At 66.5% G+C, this 18,872-nt stretch carries 19 protein-coding genes; 11 read left to right on the forward strand and 8 right to left on the reverse strand.

The genetic code is table 11. The features are described from left to right. Positions 1–5: 5 nt before the first annotated feature. The 6 genes from mdh to sucD all read left to right on the forward strand — a co-directional run bounded on the left by mdh (position 6) and on the right by sucD (position 4,992). Positions 6–968, forward strand: a complete 963-nt coding sequence (gene mdh / locus RDV64_RS11035; RefSeq protein ID WP_309199308.1) for a malate dehydrogenase — start codon at positions 6–8, stop codon at positions 966–968. Beyond that, positions 961–1,425: a hypothetical protein gene (locus RDV64_RS11040; protein WP_309199309.1), complete on the forward strand. Its 465-nt coding sequence runs from the start codon at positions 961–963 to the stop codon at positions 1,423–1,425. The genes mdh and RDV64_RS11040 overlap by 8 nt, the downstream gene beginning before the upstream one ends. A 241-nt stretch (positions 1,426–1,666) precedes the next feature. Further along, the gene (gene sucC / locus RDV64_RS11045) at positions 1,667–2,860 is read left to right on the forward strand and encodes an ADP-forming succinate--CoA ligase subunit beta (RefSeq protein ID WP_309199310.1); all 1,194 of its coding nucleotides are present in this window, start codon (positions 1,667–1,669) and stop codon (positions 2,858–2,860) included. 142 nt (positions 2,861–3,002) lie between these two features. Then, positions 3,003–3,335, forward strand: a complete 333-nt coding sequence (locus RDV64_RS11050; protein ID WP_309199311.1) for a hypothetical protein — start codon at positions 3,003–3,005, stop codon at positions 3,333–3,335. Between the two features lie 94 nt (positions 3,336–3,429). Further along, on the forward strand, positions 3,430–3,969 hold the full coding sequence (locus RDV64_RS11055) for a superoxide dismutase family protein (protein WP_309199312.1): 540 nt from the start codon (positions 3,430–3,432) through the stop codon (positions 3,967–3,969). A gap of 114 nt (positions 3,970–4,083) precedes the next feature. Continuing rightward, the gene (sucD, locus tag RDV64_RS11060) at positions 4,084–4,992 is read left to right on the forward strand and encodes a succinate--CoA ligase subunit alpha (RefSeq protein ID WP_309199313.1); all 909 of its coding nucleotides are present in this window, start codon (positions 4,084–4,086) and stop codon (positions 4,990–4,992) included. Between the two features lie 70 nt (positions 4,993–5,062). Here the strand turns inward: sucD and RDV64_RS11065 are convergent, their stop codons facing one another. The 7 genes from RDV64_RS11065 to RDV64_RS11095 all read right to left on the reverse strand — a co-directional run bounded on the left by RDV64_RS11065 (position 5,063) and on the right by RDV64_RS11095 (position 11,214). Beyond that, positions 5,063–5,746, reverse strand: coding sequence for a D-lyxose/D-mannose family sugar isomerase (locus RDV64_RS11065; protein WP_309199314.1), 684 nt, complete (start codon positions 5,744–5,746; stop codon positions 5,063–5,065). Between the two features lie 87 nt (positions 5,747–5,833). Next, positions 5,834–6,385, reverse strand: a complete 552-nt coding sequence (locus RDV64_RS11070; RefSeq protein ID WP_309199315.1) for an exopolysaccharide biosynthesis protein — start codon at positions 6,383–6,385, stop codon at positions 5,834–5,836. A 118-nt stretch (positions 6,386–6,503) separates the two neighbouring features. Next, complete coding sequence (locus tag RDV64_RS11075) at positions 6,504–7,535, reverse strand: L-idonate 5-dehydrogenase (RefSeq protein WP_309199316.1); 1,032 nt, start codon at positions 7,533–7,535, stop codon at positions 6,504–6,506. A gap of 4 nt (positions 7,536–7,539) precedes the next feature. Beyond that, positions 7,540–8,817, reverse strand: coding sequence for a TRAP transporter large permease (locus tag RDV64_RS11080; protein ID WP_309199317.1), 1,278 nt, complete (start codon positions 8,815–8,817; stop codon positions 7,540–7,542). Further along, positions 8,817–9,398, reverse strand: a complete 582-nt coding sequence (locus RDV64_RS11085; protein ID WP_309199318.1) for a TRAP transporter small permease — start codon at positions 9,396–9,398, stop codon at positions 8,817–8,819. Before RDV64_RS11085 ends, RDV64_RS11080 begins: the two co-directional genes overlap by 1 nt. 89 nt (positions 9,399–9,487) lie before the next feature. Then, a complete protein-coding gene (locus RDV64_RS11090) occupies positions 9,488–10,453 on the reverse strand; it encodes a TRAP transporter substrate-binding protein (RefSeq protein ID WP_309199319.1) in 966 nt (321 codons plus the stop codon). Beyond that, the gene (locus RDV64_RS11095) at positions 10,450–11,214 is read right to left on the reverse strand and encodes a GntR family transcriptional regulator (protein ID WP_309199320.1); all 765 of its coding nucleotides are present in this window, start codon (positions 11,212–11,214) and stop codon (positions 10,450–10,452) included. Before RDV64_RS11095 ends, RDV64_RS11090 begins: the two co-directional genes overlap by 4 nt. Positions 11,215–11,289: 75 nt before the next feature. On the opposite strand from RDV64_RS11095, the gene uxuA reads away from it, so the two are divergent. The 3 genes from uxuA to RDV64_RS11110 all read left to right on the forward strand — a co-directional run bounded on the left by uxuA (position 11,290) and on the right by RDV64_RS11110 (position 14,205). Next, entirely contained in the window at positions 11,290–12,483 is a 1,194-nt protein-coding gene (gene uxuA, locus RDV64_RS11100; protein ID WP_309199321.1) for a mannonate dehydratase, read from the forward strand. Continuing rightward, the gene (locus tag RDV64_RS11105; RefSeq protein ID WP_309199322.1) at positions 12,480–13,850 is read left to right on the forward strand and encodes a mannitol dehydrogenase family protein; all 1,371 of its coding nucleotides are present in this window, start codon (positions 12,480–12,482) and stop codon (positions 13,848–13,850) included. The genes uxuA and RDV64_RS11105 overlap by 4 nt, the downstream gene beginning before the upstream one ends. A 106-nt stretch (positions 13,851–13,956) precedes the next feature. Beyond that, a complete protein-coding gene (locus RDV64_RS11110; protein WP_309199323.1) occupies positions 13,957–14,205 on the forward strand; it encodes a WGR domain-containing protein in 249 nt (82 codons plus the stop codon). A gap of 41 nt (positions 14,206–14,246) precedes the next feature. Here RDV64_RS11110 and RDV64_RS11115 read toward each other — a convergent pair whose 3' ends face one another. Beyond that, entirely contained in the window at positions 14,247–15,179 is a 933-nt protein-coding gene (locus tag RDV64_RS11115) for an acetamidase/formamidase family protein (RefSeq protein WP_309199324.1), read from the reverse strand. Between the two features lie 97 nt (positions 15,180–15,276). On the opposite strand from RDV64_RS11115, the gene RDV64_RS11120 reads away from it, so the two are divergent. Next, complete coding sequence (locus RDV64_RS11120; RefSeq protein WP_309199325.1) at positions 15,277–15,741, forward strand: DUF1810 domain-containing protein; 465 nt, start codon at positions 15,277–15,279, stop codon at positions 15,739–15,741. 121 nt (positions 15,742–15,862) lie between these two features. After that, the gene (locus tag RDV64_RS11125) at positions 15,863–18,826 is read left to right on the forward strand and encodes a 2-oxoglutarate dehydrogenase E1 component (protein WP_309199326.1); all 2,964 of its coding nucleotides are present in this window, start codon (positions 15,863–15,865) and stop codon (positions 18,824–18,826) included. The last annotated feature ends 46 nt before the right edge of the window (positions 18,827–18,872 follow it).

Here is an 18,872-nt window from a genome sequence, read left to right on the forward strand (position 1 = left end):
TCCCGATGTCGCGCGCAAAAATTGCACTGATCGGCGCCGGACAGATCGGCGGAACGCTTGCTCACCTTGCTGGCCTGAAAGAGCTTGGTGACATCGTCCTGTTCGACATTGCTGAGGGCACCCCCCAGGGGAAGGCGCTCGACATCATGCAGTCGTCCCCGGTGGACGGGTTCGATTCCGCCATTTCCGGCACCAACGATTATGCCGATATTGCCGGGTCCGACGTGATCATCGTCACCGCCGGCGTGCCGCGCAAACCCGGCATGAGCCGCGACGACCTTCTGGGCATCAACCTCAAGGTCATGAAAGCGGTGGGCGAGGGCATCAAGACCCATGCGCCGAACGCGTTCGTCATCTGCATCACCAACCCGCTGGACGCGATGGTGTGGGCGCTGCAGAAATTCTCCGGCCTGCCGGAGAACATGGTTGTCGGCATGGCCGGCGTGCTCGACTCGGCCCGCTTCCGCACCTTCCTCGCCGAAGAATTCTCCGTCTCGGTCGAGGACGTCAGCGCATTCGTTCTGGGCGGCCACGGCGACACGATGGTGCCGCTGGCACGCTACTCCACCATTGGCGGCATTCCGCTGCCGGATCTGGTGGAAATGGGCTGGACCACGCAGGAAAAGCTCGACTCCATCATCCAGCGCACGCGCGACGGTGGCGCAGAGGTCGTCGGCCTCCTGAAAACGGGTTCCGCCTTCTACGCCCCCGCTGCATCCGCCATCCAGATGGCCGAGTCCTACCTGCGCGACAAGAAGCGCGTTCTGCCCGCGGCCGCCTTCCTCTCCGGCCAGTACGGCGTTGACGGCATGTATGTGGGCGTCCCGGTGGTGATCGGCTCCGGCGGCGTGGAGCGGGTTGTCGAAATCAAGCTCGAAGGCAGCGAGAAGGACGGCTTCGACGCGTCGGTCGGCTCGGTGAAATCGCTGGTCGAGGCCTGCCGCGGGATCGACAGCAGCCTTGGTTAGAGCGATCGCGCTGGCGGTGATGCTGGTTTGGTCCAGCGTCGCCGCCGCAGATGAAAAACCGCGCTGGTTTGCCGATGTCGGGACCGTTGGCGCTTTTGCCAAGTGGGGCATTCCCGAGACCGACGCCGTCGGTTTCGAGGTTGTCTGCGTGGAAAATGAGCGGGTGAGGATTCGCCCCGCTTTGTTTGCCGTGGAAGAGCCCGCCGCCATGCCTGACATCCGTTTTCAGGTGGACGGCGAACCGTACCTTCGCAGCGCCCGGCTGGATTTTTCGGAGCGCGACGGTGCGTGGCAAGCCTCGTCCGTCCTGTCGAAAAACGATGCGCTGGTGGACGCGATGCGCCGCGGCAGCAAGCTGACTTACGATTTCAGCCCGCCGCTGCGCCAGGGCGACGCCTTCACCATAAGCCTCTCCGGCTCCGCCAAGGCCATCGACGCGGCGCTGGACGGGTGCTGAGCACCTCGCGCACCCTCTGCGTCCCGGCCCCGGCCTTGGCCGAGGCCCGTTTCCATGGCGCGGCGTCCTAGGCCGCGATGCACCGAGAGGCCAGCGCCTCCGCCACTTTCGGCACGCCGGCTGGTGCGAGGCTTGTGAAGCCGATCGGCCCTGAGGGCGATTGGGCGATGGCATCGCGCGAAACTTCTGCTAATTCCTGCCCATACACCGCTGATCAGGCTGCCCCGAGGAGCACACTTCAATGAACATCCACGAATATCAGGCCAAAGAGCTCCTCAAGACGTTCGGGGCACCGGTCGCCGAAGGCGTCGCGATCACCGACGCGTCGCAGGCGGCCGAAGCTGCCGGCAAGCTCCCCGGACCGCTGTACGTGGTGAAGAGCCAGATCCACGCCGGCGGGCGCGGCAAGGGCAAGTTCAAGGAGCTGGGGCCTGACGCCAAGGGCGGCGTCCGCCTCGCCAAGACCGTCGAGGAAGCCGCAGCGCACGCCGCGGAAATGCTGGGCAACACGCTGGTCACCAAGCAGACCGGCCCGGCAGGCAAGGTCGTCAACCGCCTCTACATCGAAGACGGCGCCGACATTTCGCGCGAGCTGTACCTCTCGATGCTGGTCGACCGCACCGTCGGGCAGGTGGCGTTCGTCGTCTCCACCGAAGGCGGCATGGACATCGAGGCCGTGGCCGAGGAAACGCCGGAGCGGATCCACACCATCGCCGTCGACCCCGCCGCCGGTGTCACCGATGCGGACATTGCGAAAATCGTCGAGGCGCTGAAGCTGGAAGAGCCGGCCAAGGGCGAAATGGGCACGCTCGCCCGCCAGCTTTACCAGGCGTTCACCGAGAAGGACATGAGCCTCCTCGAGATCAACCCGCTGATCGTGATGGAGAGCGGCCACATCCGCGTCCTCGACGCCAAGGTCTCGTTCGACGGCAACGCCATCTTCCGCCACGAGGACATTGCGGCGCTGCGCGACACCACCGAGGAAGACGCCAAGGAAATCGAGGCCTCCAAGTACGACCTCGCCTACGTTGCGCTGGATGGTGACATCGGCTGCATGGTCAACGGCGCAGGCCTGGCGATGGCGACCATGGACATCATCAAGCTCTACGGCTCCGAGCCCGCCAACTTCCTCGACGTCGGCGGCGGCGCCACCACCGAGAAGGTGACCGCGGCGTTCAAGATCATCACCGCCGACCCCAACGTGAAGGGCATCCTCGTCAACATCTTCGGCGGCATCATGCGCTGCGATGTGATTGCCGAGGGCGTGGTCACCGCCGTCAAGGAAGTGGGGCTGAAGGTGCCGCTGGTGGTCCGCCTCGAAGGCACCAATGTGGAGCAGGGCAAGGCAATCCTCTCCGAGTCCGGCCTCGACGTGCAGTCCGCCGATGACCTCGACGATGCCGCCCAGAAGATCGTGAAAGCCGTCAAGGGCTGACGGTGGGCGCGGCAGACAAAACTGATCTGCCGCGCATTCCCGCCCGGCCGGCCAAGGCGGCCGGGTGTGCGCGCCTTGCGGGTCTTCGACCATGATCGGGTCGTGCACCGCGCGCGTTCCGGCAGCGTTCGGCGAACTTTCGATGCTGCTGAGCCCCGGCGAGCTTGTCGCCTTCTCGCTTCTTTCGGCGGCGGTTGCGTCGGGTGTGTTTTACGCACTTCGTGCCGCGCGTTGGCGCGTCGCGTCCCGCGCGTGGGCGATCTTTGTCGCCGCGCTGTTCGTGGTGCTGTGGGGGTATCTGGAAGCAGGCTGCCCGCAGGGAACCGTCGGTGCCACGCCGGTCGACAGTGACAACGCGGACATCTACCTCGCCCGCGCCATCCCCCTGATGATGGCGGCCCTTGCATTCATTGGCGTGATCACGCTTGCGGCGATGCTTGTTGCGCGCCGGTTCGCCTCGCGCCGCGCCGGCTGAGCACCGCCGATAACCATTGTCGCACCCGCGGCAATGACGCAACGAAGCGGCGGCCGATCGGTTTTCCTCACAACAACACAACGAGGAGAATGCCATGATCGGCAAGATCACCACTGCTGCGTCGGCTTTCGTTCTGTCTGCCGCGCTGCTTGCCGGGCCTGCCGGCGCCGCGGACCAGAGCGCACCGGACATGACCGCCACAGTGAAGGACACCAAGGGCGAGATCCTGGGCACCGTCACCTTCAGCGCGACGCCGTCCGGCATCACGCACATTGTGGCAAACCTTGAAGGTGTGCCGGAAGGCAAGCACGGCTTCCATATTCACGAAACCGGCGAATGCGATCCCGCAGACGGCTTCAAGTCCGCCGGCGGCCACTACACCGGCGGCATGGAGCACGGCATTCTGGCCAAGGGTGGCCCCCATGCAGGGGACCTTCCCAACGTCCATGTTGCCAATGACGGCATCGTTGCGGTCGAGGTCTTCACGGCGACGATCAGCACCGACGCCAATGGCAGCAACCCCCTGGCCGATGCGGACGGTTCGGCCGTGATGATCCACTCCGGGCCGGACGACTACACCAGCCAGCCTGCGGGCGCTGCCGGCGACCGGATTGCGTGCGGCGTGATCGAATAAGGCCTAAACTGCCGCGGCGCTGACCAATTCGGCGCCGCGGCATGCGTTGGCGGTTGAGATTGGAGCCCGTTTGCTCTAGCGAATGGGCATCCTCCGCGAGCCGCAAGAGAAGCCATGTCCATCCTCGTCGACAAGAACACCAAAGTCATCGTCCAGGGCCTGACGGGGCGTACGGGCACGTTCCACACGGAACAGGCCCTCGCCTACCACGGCACGCAGATGGTGGCCGGCGTTCACCCCAAGAAGGGCGGAGAAACCTGGACCGGCGCCAACGGCGACGCCAAGCCCCTCCCCATTTTCGCCTCCGTCGCCGAAGCCAAGAGCGCAACCGGCGCCGACGCCTCCGTGGTCTATGTGCCGCCGGCAGGCGCGGGCGCTGCGATCATCGAGGCGATCGAAGCGGAAGTGCCGCTCATCGTCTGCATCACCGAGGGCATCCCGGTGATGGACATGGTCAAGGTCAAGGCCCGTCTCGAGGGCTCCAAGTCCCGCCTGCTGGGCCCCAACTGCCCTGGCGTGATGACGCCCGACGAGTGCAAGATCGGCATCATGCCCGGCTCCATCTTCAAGGACGGTTCGGTCGGCATCGTGTCGCGCTCCGGCACGCTCACCTATGAAGCCGTGTTCCAGACCACTGCCGAAGGCCTCGGCCAGACCACCGCGGTCGGCATCGGCGGCGACCCGGTCAAGGGCACCGAGTTCATCGACATCCTGGAAATGTTCCTCGCCGACGACGAGACCGAATCCATCATCATGATTGGTGAAATCGGCGGCTCGGCCGAAGAGGATGCCGCCCAGTTCCTCGCCGACGAGGCGAAGAAGGGCCGCAAGAAACCCACCGTCGGCTTCATCGCGGGCCGCACGGCGCCTCCGGGCCGCACCATGGGCCACGCCGGCGCTGTCATCTCCGGCGGCAAGGGCGGCGCGGAAGACAAGATTGCGGCGATGGAAGCGGCCGGCATCAAGGTGTCGCCGTCCCCTGCACAGCTTGGCAAGACGCTGGCGGCGCTGCTGAAGGGCTGATCCACCCCAAACGCTGAATTTCAAAAGACCGGCTGCGGTGCTCCGCAGCCGGTCTTTTTCGTTTGCGCCTCTATTTCAGGAGGGTGTCGTAGTCGGAGACCAGCAGGTGCGTCGGCGCCTCGTCTTCCTCGATCTCGGCGAAGCGGCCGATGGGGTCGCGGAACACGTTGTCGGTCACGTCGTCGTTGACGGTGGAGACCTCGCCGATCAGCACCGCGCCGCCGTCGCCCCAGAATTCGTGATACTGGCCGGGGAGGAGCGTGACGCTCTCGCCGGGCGAAAGGACGATGGTGTCGCCGGCGGCCACCTCGCGCGGGACGCCATCGCACAGCACCGTCACGCCGGCAGTTTCGTCGCAGGTGCCGTCAGCGTGCGCGCCGCACAGCTTGATCGCCAGACCCGCGCCGCCGCGGTTGATGATGTCTTCGGCCTTGATGACGTGGGTGTGCATCGGCGAGATCTGATCCTTCTTCGAGATCAGCAGTTTTTCCGCGTAGCACATGCCCCGGCCGGCGGTGAGGTCGGAAAGTTCGCCGTTGCGCAGGGTGAAGAGGAAGAGGCCCATCTCGTCGTACCGGCCCTTGCCATAGTCGGTGATGTCCCAGCCCATGCGCGAGGCTTTGATGCGGGTGCCGGCGACCCGCTGTTTCATCTCGTCTGGCGACCAGTATGCGAAGGGGGGCAGGACGAAGCCGTGGCTGCGGATCATCTCGTCCGCTTCGGCCATGATGGCGTTGACGCGGGATCGTTTCATGGAGCGCTCCTCATTGGTTCTTGCCAGTGAGTTAGCGCCAAACCGGAAGGGGCGCGACGAACTTTTGCCCGCCCGCCGGACCCGGCGTCAGACGAACCAGGTGAAGAGGTAGGCGGTGACGGCGGCAAGCGCGTAGCCGAAGAGCGCGAAGAGTCCGTCGCGCGCAATCATCGCGAGGCCGAACGCGACGATGCCGGCGGCGGGCGCGGTGACCCCCCAAGGGACCACCTCGAGCGGAAACATCGCGACCGCGAGGATTGCGACGGCGATCTTGATCGCAAGCCGCGCTGCCCTGGAGCCGGTAAGAAATGTGAGGCGGCGCGTGAGGACGCGGTCCACCTTGCCTGTGAACTTGCGGCCGTTCGCGATCCCGTTGCGGAAGCCATCCTCCGGGAATGAATACCGCCCCAGCCGTCCCGGCAGGCGGATCCCGGAGCCGCCGACGGCGGACTGGATCAGCACGGCGATGAGAAGCACCGAAACGATCATCGACATGCCGGGGATGCCGCCGATTATTGGCAGCGCTGCGACGAGCCCCAGCATGGTGATGAGGACGCCGCTCGACCGGTCGTCGAATACGGCGAGCACCTCGTTGATCGAGACGTCGCCGCCGTCCGCCGGCTCCTCGAGTTGGTCCATGATGTCGCCGAGGGAGTGGGGTTCTCCGTCGCCTGACCGGCCCATGTCAGCAGCCCACCTGTTTCGTTGGTCCTCAACCGAAACGGTTGAGGCAAGCGTTTGGTTTCGCCCGCCCTCCTCAGCCGGCGAAGGCGAGCTGAACCTTGACGGCGCGCTGGCGGTCCGCGGCGAGGCCAAACGCTTCGAGCGCGCCTTCCAGCGGCATGGTGGCGGTGAGGATCGGCGTCACGTCGATCCGGCCGGTGTCGATCATCCGCGCCGATTCGCCGAACTCCGCGTCGAAGCGGAACGAGCCGCAATACTGGATCTCTTTTGCGACCAGCATGCCGAGCGGCAGCGTTGCCTCCGCGGCAATGCCGACCTGCACCAGCGTGCCGCCGGGCCGCAGCACGGTGAGCGCTGAGGCAATGGCAGGCCCGGCGCCCGAACACTCGAACGCAACGTCGAACTGGCCTTTTTCGGGCGCCCAGCGGTCGAGCGCGCCCTTGGCGGCAACCACGGCCTCGGTGGCGCCCATTTTCCGCGCGACGTCGAGCGGGGCCTCGGCAAGGTCGGTGACGACAATTTCGGCGGCGCCTGCGGCTTTGGCGACGCCGGTCATCAGCGCGCCGATGGGGCCGGCGCCGGTGATCAGCACGCGGCGGCCCATCAGCGACGGGCCGACGTGGGCGGCGTGCAGGCAGACGGCCAGCGGCTCGGCGCAGGCAGCAGCGCCCGCGGAGGCGTTCTCCATCACCACGCACTGGGCGGCGTCCACCACCATCTTGTCGCGAAAGCCGCCGTGCTCGTGCGGCAGGAACATCGCCGAGCCGAGGAAGCGCATGTTGAGGCACTGGTGCCGCACGCCCTCGCGGCAGAAGCGGCATTCGCCGCACGGGCGCGACGGGTTGACCGCCACCAGCGCGCCGATGGGGGCGTCGGTGCCGGGCCCTGCCTCCACAATCCGGCCGGCAACCTCGTGGCCGAGGATGATCGGCTCGCGCACGATGGAGGCACCCGCGCGGCCGGAATGGAAGTAGTGCAGATCCGAGCCGCAGATGCCGCCGCGCTCCATGGCGACCACCACCTCGCCCTTGCCGGGGGCGGCGATGGCCTCGTCTTCGACGCGGATGTCGCCTTTGGCGTGGAGCTTCAGAACGCGGGTTGTCATGGGGTCAGTCCATCAGGGTGTTGGGGAGCCAGGTCGAGAGTGCCGGAATGTAGGACACTGCGAGCAGGACGCCGATGTTGGTCAGCAGGAACGGCAGGATTGCCCGCACCACGGGCGCCAGCGGCAACCGCGCGATGTTGGCGCAGACAAACAGGCACACCCCCACGGGCGGCGTCGTCAAGCCCAGCATCAGGTTCAGCACTGCAAATGTTGCAAAGTGCAGCGGGTCGATGCCGACCGAGGTGGCAAGGTGCAGGAGCGGCACGAACAGGATGATCAGCGCCGCAATGGTCTCCATGAACGTGCCGATGATGAGGAGCAGCACGTTGATGAGAAGGATGACGAGGAACTTGTTGTCGGTGATCGAGAGCACCGTGGAGGCGATCATCTGCGGGATGCGCTCGGCGGCGAGGATGTAGCCGAACACGTTGGCAAAGCCCACCAGCGCCAGGATCGCGGCGGAGGAAACGGCGCTGTCGACGATGATCTTGGGGATCTTTCGCACCGGCAGCTCGCGGTAGATAAAGAGGCCCACAAAGGTTGCGTAGATGCAGGCGACCACGGCGGTCTCGGTCGGCGTTGCGTAGCCGGACAGGAGGCCGACGATGATGAGCGCGGTCATCGCCAGCGCCCAGAATGCGGAGGCGAAGGCGCGGCCGAGTTCGCCGAACCCCTGCCACGGCTCGCGCGGGAAATTGCGGCGGCGGGCGATGAGGTAGCACGTCACCATCATTGCAATGCCCATCAGGATGCCGGGGACGGCGCCTGCCAGGAACATCTTGCCGACCGAAATGCCAGACAGCGCGCCGACGATGATCATCGGGACGGAGGGCGGGATCATCGGGCCGACGGTGGAGGAGGCGGCGGTGATTGCGGCGGAAAACGGCGCGGGATAGCCGGCGCGCACCATGCCGGGGATCATCATGCCGCCGACGGAGGCAGCGTCCGCAACCGCGGTGCCGGAAATGCCGCCAAACAGCATGGAGCCCGCAACGTTGGTGAGGCCGAGGCCGCCGCGCAGCCAGCCGACCAGCGCGGTGGCAAAGCGCACGATCCGCTCGGTGATGCCGCCGTTGTTCATCAGGTTGCCGGCAAGGATGAAGCCGGGGATGCACAGGAGCACGAACACGTCCATGCCGGCGTACATCTTCTGCGGGATGACGACGAGCGGCATCCCCGAAAAGGCGAGGTAGCCGGCGGACGCGATCCCCAGTGACACCGCCACCGGCACGCCGGCCAGGATGGCAAGGCCGAAGCCGCCGAACAGGATGAGGAGATCCATCAGAGCTTTCCTTCGGCGGCGGGGGCGGCGCGTTCGCGCGGGGTGCCGGGATCGTCGGCGGGAATGTGGGGGCGGCCGTCGTCGGAGCCGGTGAGCATGCCGATCACCCGGAAGAGGGCGAAAAGGCCGAGCACGGCGAGGAGAAGGAGGACGGTGACGTGGACGTACGTCATCTGCAGGCCCAGCGCCGGTGAGGTCTGGAACGCGCCGATGGCGGTGTAGCGCCACGACGGCTCGATCAGGATTGCGCTGAGGACGACGATGGCAACGGCCGACAGGAGCCGCAGCGCCCAGCCGACGGGCGCCGGCATCGCCTCGGCAAAGAGGTCGACGTTGACGAGGTCGCCGGTGCGAAGGCCCGCCCCCGCGCCGAATGCGGCAAGGTAGAGAAGGCCGAAGCGGGTGACTTCCTCGGTCCACACCGGGGAGGAGCCCAGCGTGCGGCTCACCACCTGCAGCGTGACCGACGCGATCAGCAGCGCAAACGAAAGCCCTGCGCCAAGGCGGCAAATGGCCGTGAGCGCATTGTCGAGGCGGGCGACGATGCCGTGCCGGCGGGCGGGGTGCCTCTCATCTGTCATCATCATGTTCCGGTTGCGCGCTGGGGTCGCTGGAGTGCGACCGGCCGCAGCTGATGCGGCCGGCGCGTTGGCGATAAGGCGCTTCAGCCTTACTGGGCGAACAGCTCTTCCACCGTCGGGCGGATTTCGTCCGACACGTTGGCAAGCACGGCGTCCTTGGCCTTGGAGGCGAAGGCGGCGTTGTCGACGACGACGAACTCCATGCCCTTTGCTTCGAGGTCGGCACGGATGGCGTCCTCGGCCTTCATGAACTCTTCGCGCTCAAACTCCTGCGCGGCGGCGGCGGAGGCCATCACGGCGTCCTGATCCGCGGAGGACAGCTTGTTCCAGGTGTTCTCGGCGATGGTGAGGTAGATCCACGAGCGGACGTGCTCGGTAAGGTTCACGTAGTCCTGCACTTCGTTGAAGTTGGCGGACTGGATCAGCGCGATGGGGTTTTCCTGCGCGTCGATGGTGCCGTTCTGGAGTGCGGTGAACACCTCGGAGAACGCCATCGGGGTCGGCTGGGCGCCCAGCGTCTTCCACACGTCCACGAACAGCGGCACGTTGGGGACGCGCATCTTCAGGCCGTCGAGCTCGTCAGGCGTCTTGATCGGGCGGTTGGAGGTGAGGTTGCGCGGGCCGCGGGCGAAGTAGGCGATCGGGCGGATCTGCGCGCGCTCGATGATCTGTGCCTCGATCTCGTCGCCGATGGGGCCGGACGCGACTTCGTCCATCTGCTCCAGCGAGGTGTAGGCGTAGGGGACGGCGAGCAGCGCTGCCATCGGTGCCCAGTTCTGCAGGGACTCGCCGGTGATGGTCATGTCGGCGGTGCCGAGCTGCATGCCGTTGATGAGGTCGATTTCCTTGCCCAGCGACTCGTTGGGGTAGACCTCGACCTCGATGCGGCCATCAGTGCGCATCTTCAGCTCTTCGGCGAACTTGAGCGCGGCCTTGTGCCAGACGTTTTCCTCGTTGGCGAGGTGGCCGAGCTTGAGCGTGAGGTCTTCCGCGTGGGCGGCGGACAGGCCGACCAGCAGCGCTGCTGCGGTCAGCGTGAGTTTTGTGAGTTTCATGATTTCCTCCCTGAACGGTGTGGCGGCCGGTGCTGCGGCCGCGAGTGGCCCGCGAAGAGTGCGGGGTAACGCTCCACGATCGCCGGCAGCGACCGCAGGATTTCGGTGAGATGGCCGCGCATGGCTTCTGCGGCGGCGGGCTCGTTGCTGGCGGCGATGGCGTCCACGATGGTGCGGTGCTGGGCGCACAGGCGCCGCTGGTGCAGCTCGGCCATGGAGAGGTAACGCACGCGGTCCATCTGGGCTTTTACGGCGTCGATCATCGCGTAGGCTTCGCCCATGCCGACGGCTTCGGCGAGGACGCGGTGGAACGCTTCATCGAGATCGAGAAAGTGCGAGGCGTCGGCCGCTGCCTCCTGTGCCGTGATCAGGCGGTCGAGTTCGGCGTGGACCGGCGCATCGAGCCCCTTGGCGACGAGGGCGCGGACCACCTGCACCTCCACCGCCTCGCGCACGAAGCGGGCGGTGCGGATGACGGCCTCGTCCACCGGCAGGACACGGGTGCCGGAGCGGGCGCGCGCCTCCACCAGCCCCGCGACGGAGAGGCGGATGAACGCCTCGCGCACCGGCTGGCGGCTGACGCCGAACTGGTGCGAGACCTCGGTTTCGGACAGCCGGTCGCCGGGTGAAAGCTCGCACCGCACGATGGCGCGGCGCAGCGCCTCGGCAATGCGCGCGGCGCCTGTCCCGACCGCCGCGGGGCCGTCCGCTGCCGTGTCGGCGGCGGCCTTTTCGGGCGGAAGGGGCTTGGCGGTGCTCATGGCGAGGGTCTATTGCATCCGGCTACCATACCAGTCAATCACTACCATACCAGTTATGGGAACGGGGAGGAAAACATGCTGCACACCTGGCGATGGTTCGGGCCTGCCGACAAGACGAGCCTGACCGACGTGGCGCAGGCCGGCGCGAAGGGCGTCGTTTCCGCGCTCCACCATGTTCCCGCCGGCACGGTCTGGTCGCCCGAGGAAATTGCCAAACGCCGCACATTGATCGAGGACGGCGACCTCGTCTGGAGCGTGGTCGAGAGCCTGCCGGTCTCCGAAGAGATCAAGCTCGACGCGCCGGAGTTCGACGCCCACTGCGCCGCGTGGTGCGAGAGCCTCGAGAATCTTGCCGCGCAGGGCATCTTCGTCGTCTGCTACAATTTCATGCCGGTGATCGACTGGACGCGGACCGACCTTGCCTGGCGACTCCCCCACGGCGGCACCGCCATGCGGTTCGACCTCGTCGATTTTGCCGCGTTCGACATTTTCATCGCCGAGCGCAAGGGCGCGGCCGAAGCGCACGGCAAGGCGCTGGCCGATGCGGCCGCCGCACGGTTCGAGGCCATGGACGATGCGCGCCGCAAGGGGCTGACCGCCGCCATCACCGCCGGCCTGCCGGGCACCGACCGCAGCCTGACCCTGGACGACGTGCGCGAGGCGCTCTCCGCTTGGGACGGCATTTCGGCAGAAACCCTCGCGGCAAACCAGACCGCGTTCCTCAGGGCGGTGGTGCCGACCGCCGAGCGGCTCGGCATGAAGCTCTGCTGCCACCCGGATGACCCGCCCGTGCCGCTCCTCGGCCTGCCGCGGATCATGTCCACCGAGGCGGACTTTCAGCGGATGGTGGACGCGGTGGAGAGCCCCGCCAACGGCATCACGTTCTGCACCGGTTCCCTTGGCGCGCGGGCAGACAACGACCTTCCGGGCATGGTCGAACGGCTGGGTGGGAAGATCCACTTCCTGCACCTGCGCAACGTGCGCCATCAGGACGGGCCCGGCGAGGCGCCCTACACCGCCTTCTTCGAGTCCGATCATCTGGACGGCAACGTCGACATGGTGGCGGTGATCCGCGCCGTGGTGGCCGAAGAGAAGCGCCGTGCCGCAGAGGGGAGGGCGGATACCGAGATCCCCATGCGCCCCGACCATGGCCACGACCTTGCCGACGATCTGAAACGGGGCGCCCAGCCGGGTTACCCGACGGTGGGCCGGATCAAGGGCCTTGCAGAGCTGCGCGGCGTGGAAGTCGCGCTGCAGTCGCGGCCATGAGGCTTTCGGCAGCAACGCCGCTCCCGCAGGGCGTGCGGGGGCCGGGGTACGATCGCGATGCGCACGGTTTCGGCATCGTGCACATCGGCCTCGGCGCGTTCCACAAGGCGCACCAGTCGCTCTACACCGAGGCTGCGCTGGAGGCCGATGGCGGCGACTGGCGAACCATCGGCGTCAGCTTGCGGCGGCCGGATGCCGCCGATGCGCTGAACCCGCAGGATGGGCTTTATTCCGTGCTGACGCGGGGCGATGACACGCCGCCCCGCGTGGTCGGCAACCTCGGCCCCGTGCTCGGGCCGCTTTCCGGGGATTGCGCCCGCATTCTGGCGCGCCTCACCGATCCGGCGACGCGCCTCGTCACCCTCACCGTGACCGAAAAGGGCTACGGCCGCGGCGCTGGAGGCGGACTGGACGAAAGCGATCCCGCCGTCGCCGCCGACCTTGCGGCGGTGCCGTCCGGCATTCCGGCGCCGCGCAGTGTGCCGGGCCTGCTGGCGGCGGCGCTGCTTGCGCGCCGTGCAGCGAAGGCCGGCCCGCTGACGGTGCTGTCGTGTGACAACCTTGCCGGCAATGGCCACGTTCTGGGCGCTCTGGTGGAAGCGATGGCCGGCAATGCCGCGCTGGAGGCGACCTTCCCGGCCTCCATGGTGGACCGGATCACCCCTGCCTCCACCGAAGCCACGTTTGCCGACGCTGAAAGCGCCCTGGGGGTTGCGGATCACGCGGCGGTGGAGACCGAACCGTTCACCCAGTTTGTGGTGGAGGACAATTTCGCGGCCGAACGCCCGGCCTGGGAAGCCGGCGGTGCGGTGTTCGTGGCCGACGTTGCACCCCACGAGATGATGAAGCTCCGAATGCTCAACGGCGCGCATTCGCTGATTGCCTACATGGGCCAGCTGAACGGCATCGACCATGTGCGCGATGTTGTGGCGGACCCCGTGCTGGCGGCGCGGGTGGACGTGCACTTCGAGGCTGCGCGAAAAACGCTGCCGGCGGTGCCGGGCGTGGACCTTGCCGCCTATGCCCGTGCGCTGATGGCGCGGTTCGCCAACCGCGCAATCCTGCACAAGACAAGGCAGATCGCGATGGACGGCACCGAAAAGCTGCCCCAGCGCATCTTTGCGCCCGCCGCGGCAACGCTGGCGGCGGGCGGGGATGTTGCCCCGTTCGCCTATGCCACCGGGCTGTGGATGGCCTATGCCGCCCGCGCTGCGCGTGACGGCGTGCTGGACGACCCCCGCCGCGACGCGCTGCTTGCCGCCGGAGACGATCCGGCCGCGCTCGGCGCCGTTGCCGGCCTTCCGGAGGCTCTTGCCACCGGTGCGTTCATGGCAGAGGCGCAAGCTGCCTTTCGCGCAGCACGGTGAACGCAAGATAGGCGTGGAGGACGGCGCGCGGTGACTCCATCGCGCGCCAGCCGCCGGTTAGCATGGCCTCCAACCCGGTCCTCAGCGGCGAGGAGAGACGACCCCGATGCAGCTCGACATGTTCCCCACGGATCTGCATCTGCGGTGTGTCGACCATACGCGCAACAAGCACCGTTTCTACGCACTGACGGTGGAGCGCACGCTGTTTGGCGAATGGGTGCTGGTGCGCCAGTGGGGCCGCATCGGGGTTGGCGGCCGCACACGGCGGGACTTCTACCCCTCCATCGGCCCCGCGCTGGATGCCCTCCGGGATCTGGCGCAGGTCAAGCGCCGCCGCGGCTATACGCCCCACTGATCGCGAGGCGATGGCGGGTTCGCCATCGCCTGACGGCGCTGTCAGAGATATTTCTTCGCCAGCATGGCGTGGATGCCCTTGTTGCCGTCCACAAGCTGGGTGACGCGCAGATCGGCGGCGACGGAACACAGCATGTAGGCCTGGTTGGGTGTGAGACTGGTGCGTTCGCAGATGCGGTCGACCATTTCCAGAACGGCCTCGCGGGCAGCATCGTCCAGGTCTTCGTTGAGGCCGATGGAAATGAGGTGCTCCGCGTTTTCGGCGAACGGCTTCTTGTAGGCAAGGTCCTTGCGCACGGTGAGGCGGAAGCTGCCGGTGAGGCCGGTTTCGAGCGCCGTAACGCAGACCTCGCCGTCACCCTGCACGCCGTGCCCGTCACCCGCCGTAAACAGCGCACCCTCATTGAAGACCGGCAGATAGAGCGTGGTGCCGGGGCGCAGCTCCTTGTTGTCCATGTTGCCGCCGAACGCGCGCGGGACCGGCGAAGGATGCCGCCCCCAGGACGCCGGCGGCGCAACGGCGATGACGCCGAAAAACGGATCCAGCGGAATCTCGGTGCCCCACGGCATCACCATCATGCCGCGGGCAAGGTCCACGTCGGGGTGGATGGTTTCATAGTCGGTGAAAACGTCCGGGGCAGTGCCGAGGTTGGGCATGATCGACATGTGGCCGTGGTCCATGTTCACCACCGACTCCAGAATGTCGATCTGGAGGACATCGCCCGGCATTGCACCGTCGACGTATACCGGCCCGGTGACGAAATGCGGCCCGCCGCGCTCCAGCTTCTCCATGGCTTCGAGGTAGGCTGGCGGAACGCGGCTCCGGTCGGGATGGAGCGTGGCCTGACTGCCGGCGGGGAAGGAGTGCAGGCGCACGGTATCGCCGGAGGCAACGCGCAGGATCGGGGGCGTTGCCGCGTCGAAGTAACCCCAGACCATGTTGTCGTAAGTCGCGGGGATTTCGTGGTTCGCCATCGGATTGTCCTGACAAGATTGCAGATGACGAACCTTCGCAGGGGGCTGGCCGGCAAAACAAGCCCGGCGCCGTGTGGACCTGACGGCGCGAGACCCCATGTGCCCTCTGATGGACGATGCGCTCCCCCGCGACCCATACGACCTTGCACGCTTTCTGAAGGCGCAGGACGGCGTGTTCGACGCCGCGTGCCGCGAGCTGCGGGACGGTCTCAAGCGCAGCCACTTCATGTGGTTCGTCTTCCCGCAACTGGCAGGGCTTGGCCGCAGCAGCACCGCGCAGTTCTACGCCATCGGGTCGCTCGCCGAAGCGCGCGCCTATGCGGCGCATCCGGTGCTTGGCCCGCGCCTTGCCACAGCCACCCGTGCGGTGCTGGACGCTGACGAACGGGACCCGCTGCGCCTGTTCGGAGCGCCCGATCACCTCAAGTTTCGCTCGTCGATGACGCTGTTCGGGATCGCCGATCCGGCACGGCCAATCTACGCTGAGGCATTAAATGAGCTTTTTGATGCAAAACCCGACATGCGGACGGTGGAAAGCCCGATCATAAAAGCGCATATCTGATAATAGGTGTTGCAGGCCTTGCCCCTTGACTGTGGCTTGTTTGCGGCGCGTAACCGGTTCAGCTCTGCCCCAAAAAACCGTACAATGGGGTGGACCAATCCAAGACCAGGACAGTTAATTTATGGCCCGCCAGGACGCGAACGACGCGTTTCTCCAATCCTCCTTCCTCTACGGCGGCAACGCCCAGTATCTGGAGGATCTGTACGCCCGGTATCAGACCGATCCGAACAGCGTGGATGCCGACTGGCAGGCGTTTTTCAAGAGCCTGAAGGACGACAAGGCGAACGTCGTCGCCGAGGCGCGCGCGCCAAAATGGCAGCGGTCAGACTGGCCGATCCCCGCCAACGGCGAACTCGTCTCCGCGCTGGACGGCAACTGGGGCGAGGCCGCCGAGGTCCAGAAGCGCATCACCCAGAAGGTGGCGCAGAAGGCCCAGCAGACCGGCGCCGACATTGCCGAGGCCGACGTGCAGCTGGCCGCGCGCGACTCCGTCCGCGCCATCATGATGATCCGTGCCTTCCGCATGCGCGGCCACTACCACGCCAAGCTCGACCCGCTCGGCCTTGTCGGCCGCAGCGACCAGGAGCTGTCGCCGGCCGCCTACGGCTTCACCGAAGCCGACATGGACCGGCCAATCTTCATCGACAACATGCTCGGCCTCGAATTCGCGACGCTGCGCCAGATGGTCGATATCCTGACGCGGACCTACTGCTCGACCCTCGGTGTGGAGTTCATGCACATCTCCGACAGCGCGGAGAAGGGCTGGTTGCAGGAGCGGATGGAAGGGCCGGACAAGGGCGTCGGCTTCACGCCGGAGGGTCGCCGCGCCATCTTCAACAAGCTGGTCGAGGCGGACGGGTTCGAGAAATTCCTCGGCGTCAAATATACCGGCACCAAGCGCTTCGGCCTCGACGGCGGCGAAGCCGTCATTCCGGCGCTGGAGCAGATCATCAAGCGCGGCGGCAACCTCGGTGTGCGCGACATTGCGTTCGGCATGGCCCACCGCGGCCGCCTCAACGTGCTGGCGCAGGTGATGGGCAAGCCGCTGCGCGCCATCTTCCACGAGTTCAAGGGCGGCTCCTTCAAGCCCGACGACGTGGAAGGCTCCGGCGACGTGAAGTACCACCTCGGTGCCTCGTCCGACCGTGAGTTCGACGGCAACAGCGTCCACCTGTCGCTGACCGCGAACCCGTCCCACCTCGAGATCGTCGACCCCGTGGTGCTCGGCAAGGTCCGCGCCAAGCAGGACCAGCTCAACGATCACGACCGCACGATGGTCCTGCCGCTCCTCCTTCATGGCGACGCGGCGTTTGCGGGCCAGGGCGTGGTGGCAGAGTGCTTCGGCCTCTCCGGCCTCAAGGGGCACCGCACCGGCGGTTCGATCCACGTCATCATCAACAACCAGATCGGGTTCACCACCAACCCGCATTTCTCGCGCTCCTCGCCCTACCCGTCGGACGTGGCGAAGATGATCGAGGCGCCGATCTTCCATGTGAACGGCGACGACCCGGAGGCGGTCGTCTACGCCGCCAAGATCGCCACGGAATTCCGCCAGAAATTCCACAAGCCCGTCGTCCTCGACATGTTCTGCTACCGCCGCTTCGGCCACAACGAGGGCGATGAGCCGGCGTTCACGCAGCCGAAGATGTACAAGGTCATCCGCGAGCATCCCTCCACGCTGGAGATCTACGGCCAGCGCCTGCTGGACGAGAACGCGCTGTCCAGCGAAGACATCGAGAAGACCAAGGCCGACTGGCGCCAGCACCTCGAAGAAGAGTTCGAGGCCGGGCAGTCCTTCATCCCCAACAAGGCCGACTGGCTGGACGGGCGCTGGAAGTCGATCAAGCCGGGCGAGGAATGCGACGATCCGCGCCGCGGCCAGACCGGCGTGCCGGAAGACGAGCTGAAGGCCATCGGCGAGAAGCTGACCGAAGTGCCGGAGGACTTCCACATCCACCGCACCATCAACCGCTTCATGCAGCAGCGCCGCAAGATGATGGAAAGCGGCAAGGGCATCGACTGGGCAACCGGCGAGGCGCTGGCGTTCGCAACGCTCCTGAAGGACGGTTTCCCCGTCCGCCTCTCCGGCCAGGACGTGGAGCGCGGCACCTTCTCCCAGCGCCACTCGGTGCTCTACGACCAGGAGAACGAGGAACGCTATATTCCGCTTAACAACGTGAGCGAGGATCAGGCGCGCTACGAGGTCATCAACTCGATGCTCTCCGAAGAGGCGGTGCTCGGCTTCGAGTACGGCTATTCGCTCGCCGAGCCGGACTGCCTGACCCTGTGGGAAGCCCAGTTCGGCGACTTTGCCAACGGCGCCCAGGTGGTGTTCGACCAGTTCATCTCGTCCGGCGAGCGCAAATGGCTGCGCATGACGGGCCTCGTCTGCCTCCTGCCGCACGGCTACGAAGGGCAGGGGCCGGAGCACTCCTCCGCCCGCCTCGAGCGCTGGCTCCAGATGTGCGCCGAGGACAACATGCAGGTCGCCAACTGCTCGACGCCGGCGAACTACTTCCACATCCTGCGCCGGCAGCTGAAGCGCGAAGTGCGCAAGCCGCTGATCCTGATGACGCCGAAGTCCCTGCTGCGCCACAAGCGCTGCGTGTCGAAGCTGTCCGAGCTTGGCGCCGACTCCACCTTCCACCGCATCCTGTGGGACGACGCGGAATGCGGCGGCCAGACCGACGTGAAGCTGAAGGCCGACGACCAGATCCGCCGCGTGGTGGTCTGCACCGGCAAGGTCTACTTCGACCTTCTGGAAGCGCGCGAGGAGAAGGGCGTCGACGACGTTTACCTCCTGCGTGTCGAGCAGCTCTATCCGTTCCCGGCCAAAGCCGTGATCAACGAGATCAAGCGCTTCCCCAACGCCGAGCTGGTCTGGTGTCAGGAAGAGCCCGCCAACATGGGCGCATGGACCTTCATCGCCACCTACCTCGACTGGTGCCTCCAGCAGGAGCAGGTGAAAATGAAGTCGAACCGCGTCACCTACGCGGGCCGTGCCGCGGCGGCTTCGCCCGCCACCGGCCTTGCCGCGCGGCACAAGTCCCAGATGGAAGCCTTCCTGTCCGACGCGCTCGATTGAGCGAATTAGTGGAGGCTGGCGCAACCCTCGTGGTCACAATGACTTG

This window comes from Acuticoccus sp. MNP-M23 (assembly GCF_031195445.1).
Classification (GTDB): Bacteria; Pseudomonadota; Alphaproteobacteria; order Rhizobiales; family Amorphaceae; genus Acuticoccus.

Bases quoted from the DNA above. Each gene is read 5' to 3' on its own strand.
- mdh (WP_309199308.1), top strand. From the start codon at position 6: ATGTCGCGCGCAAAAATTGCACTGATCGGCGCCGGACAGATCGGCGGA.
- sucC (WP_309199310.1), top strand. From the start codon at position 1,667: ATGAACATCCACGAATATCAGGCCAAAGAGCTCCTCAAGACGTTCGGG.
- RDV64_RS11050 (WP_309199311.1), top strand. From the start codon at position 3,003: ATGCTGCTGAGCCCCGGCGAGCTTGTCGCCTTCTCGCTTCTTTCGGCG.
- RDV64_RS11055 (WP_309199312.1), top strand. From the start codon at position 3,430: ATGATCGGCAAGATCACCACTGCTGCGTCGGCTTTCGTTCTGTCTGCC.
- sucD (WP_309199313.1), top strand. From the start codon at position 4,084: ATGTCCATCCTCGTCGACAAGAACACCAAAGTCATCGTCCAGGGCCTG.
- RDV64_RS11065 (WP_309199314.1), bottom strand. From the start codon at position 5,746: ATGAAACGATCCCGCGTCAACGCCATCATGGCCGAAGCGGACGAGATG.
- RDV64_RS11070 (WP_309199315.1), bottom strand. From the start codon at position 6,385: ATGGACCAACTCGAGGAGCCGGCGGACGGCGGCGACGTCTCGATCAAC.
- RDV64_RS11075 (WP_309199316.1), bottom strand. From the start codon at position 7,535: ATGACAACCCGCGTTCTGAAGCTCCACGCCAAAGGCGACATCCGCGTC.
- RDV64_RS11080 (WP_309199317.1), bottom strand. From the start codon at position 8,817: ATGGATCTCCTCATCCTGTTCGGCGGCTTCGGCCTTGCCATCCTGGCC.
- RDV64_RS11085 (WP_309199318.1), bottom strand. From the start codon at position 9,398: ATGACAGATGAGAGGCACCCCGCCCGCCGGCACGGCATCGTCGCCCGC.
- RDV64_RS11090 (WP_309199319.1), bottom strand. From the start codon at position 10,453: ATGAAACTCACAAAACTCACGCTGACCGCAGCAGCGCTGCTGGTCGGC.
- RDV64_RS11095 (WP_309199320.1), bottom strand. From the start codon at position 11,214: ATGAGCACCGCCAAGCCCCTTCCGCCCGAAAAGGCCGCCGCCGACACG.
- uxuA (WP_309199321.1), top strand. From the start codon at position 11,290: ATGCTGCACACCTGGCGATGGTTCGGGCCTGCCGACAAGACGAGCCTG.
- RDV64_RS11105 (WP_309199322.1), top strand. From the start codon at position 12,480: ATGAGGCTTTCGGCAGCAACGCCGCTCCCGCAGGGCGTGCGGGGGCCG.
- RDV64_RS11110 (WP_309199323.1), top strand. From the start codon at position 13,957: ATGCAGCTCGACATGTTCCCCACGGATCTGCATCTGCGGTGTGTCGAC.
- RDV64_RS11115 (WP_309199324.1), bottom strand. From the start codon at position 15,179: ATGGCGAACCACGAAATCCCCGCGACTTACGACAACATGGTCTGGGGT.
- RDV64_RS11120 (WP_309199325.1), top strand. From the start codon at position 15,277: ATGTGCCCTCTGATGGACGATGCGCTCCCCCGCGACCCATACGACCTT.
- RDV64_RS11125 (WP_309199326.1), top strand. From the start codon at position 15,863: ATGGCCCGCCAGGACGCGAACGACGCGTTTCTCCAATCCTCCTTCCTC.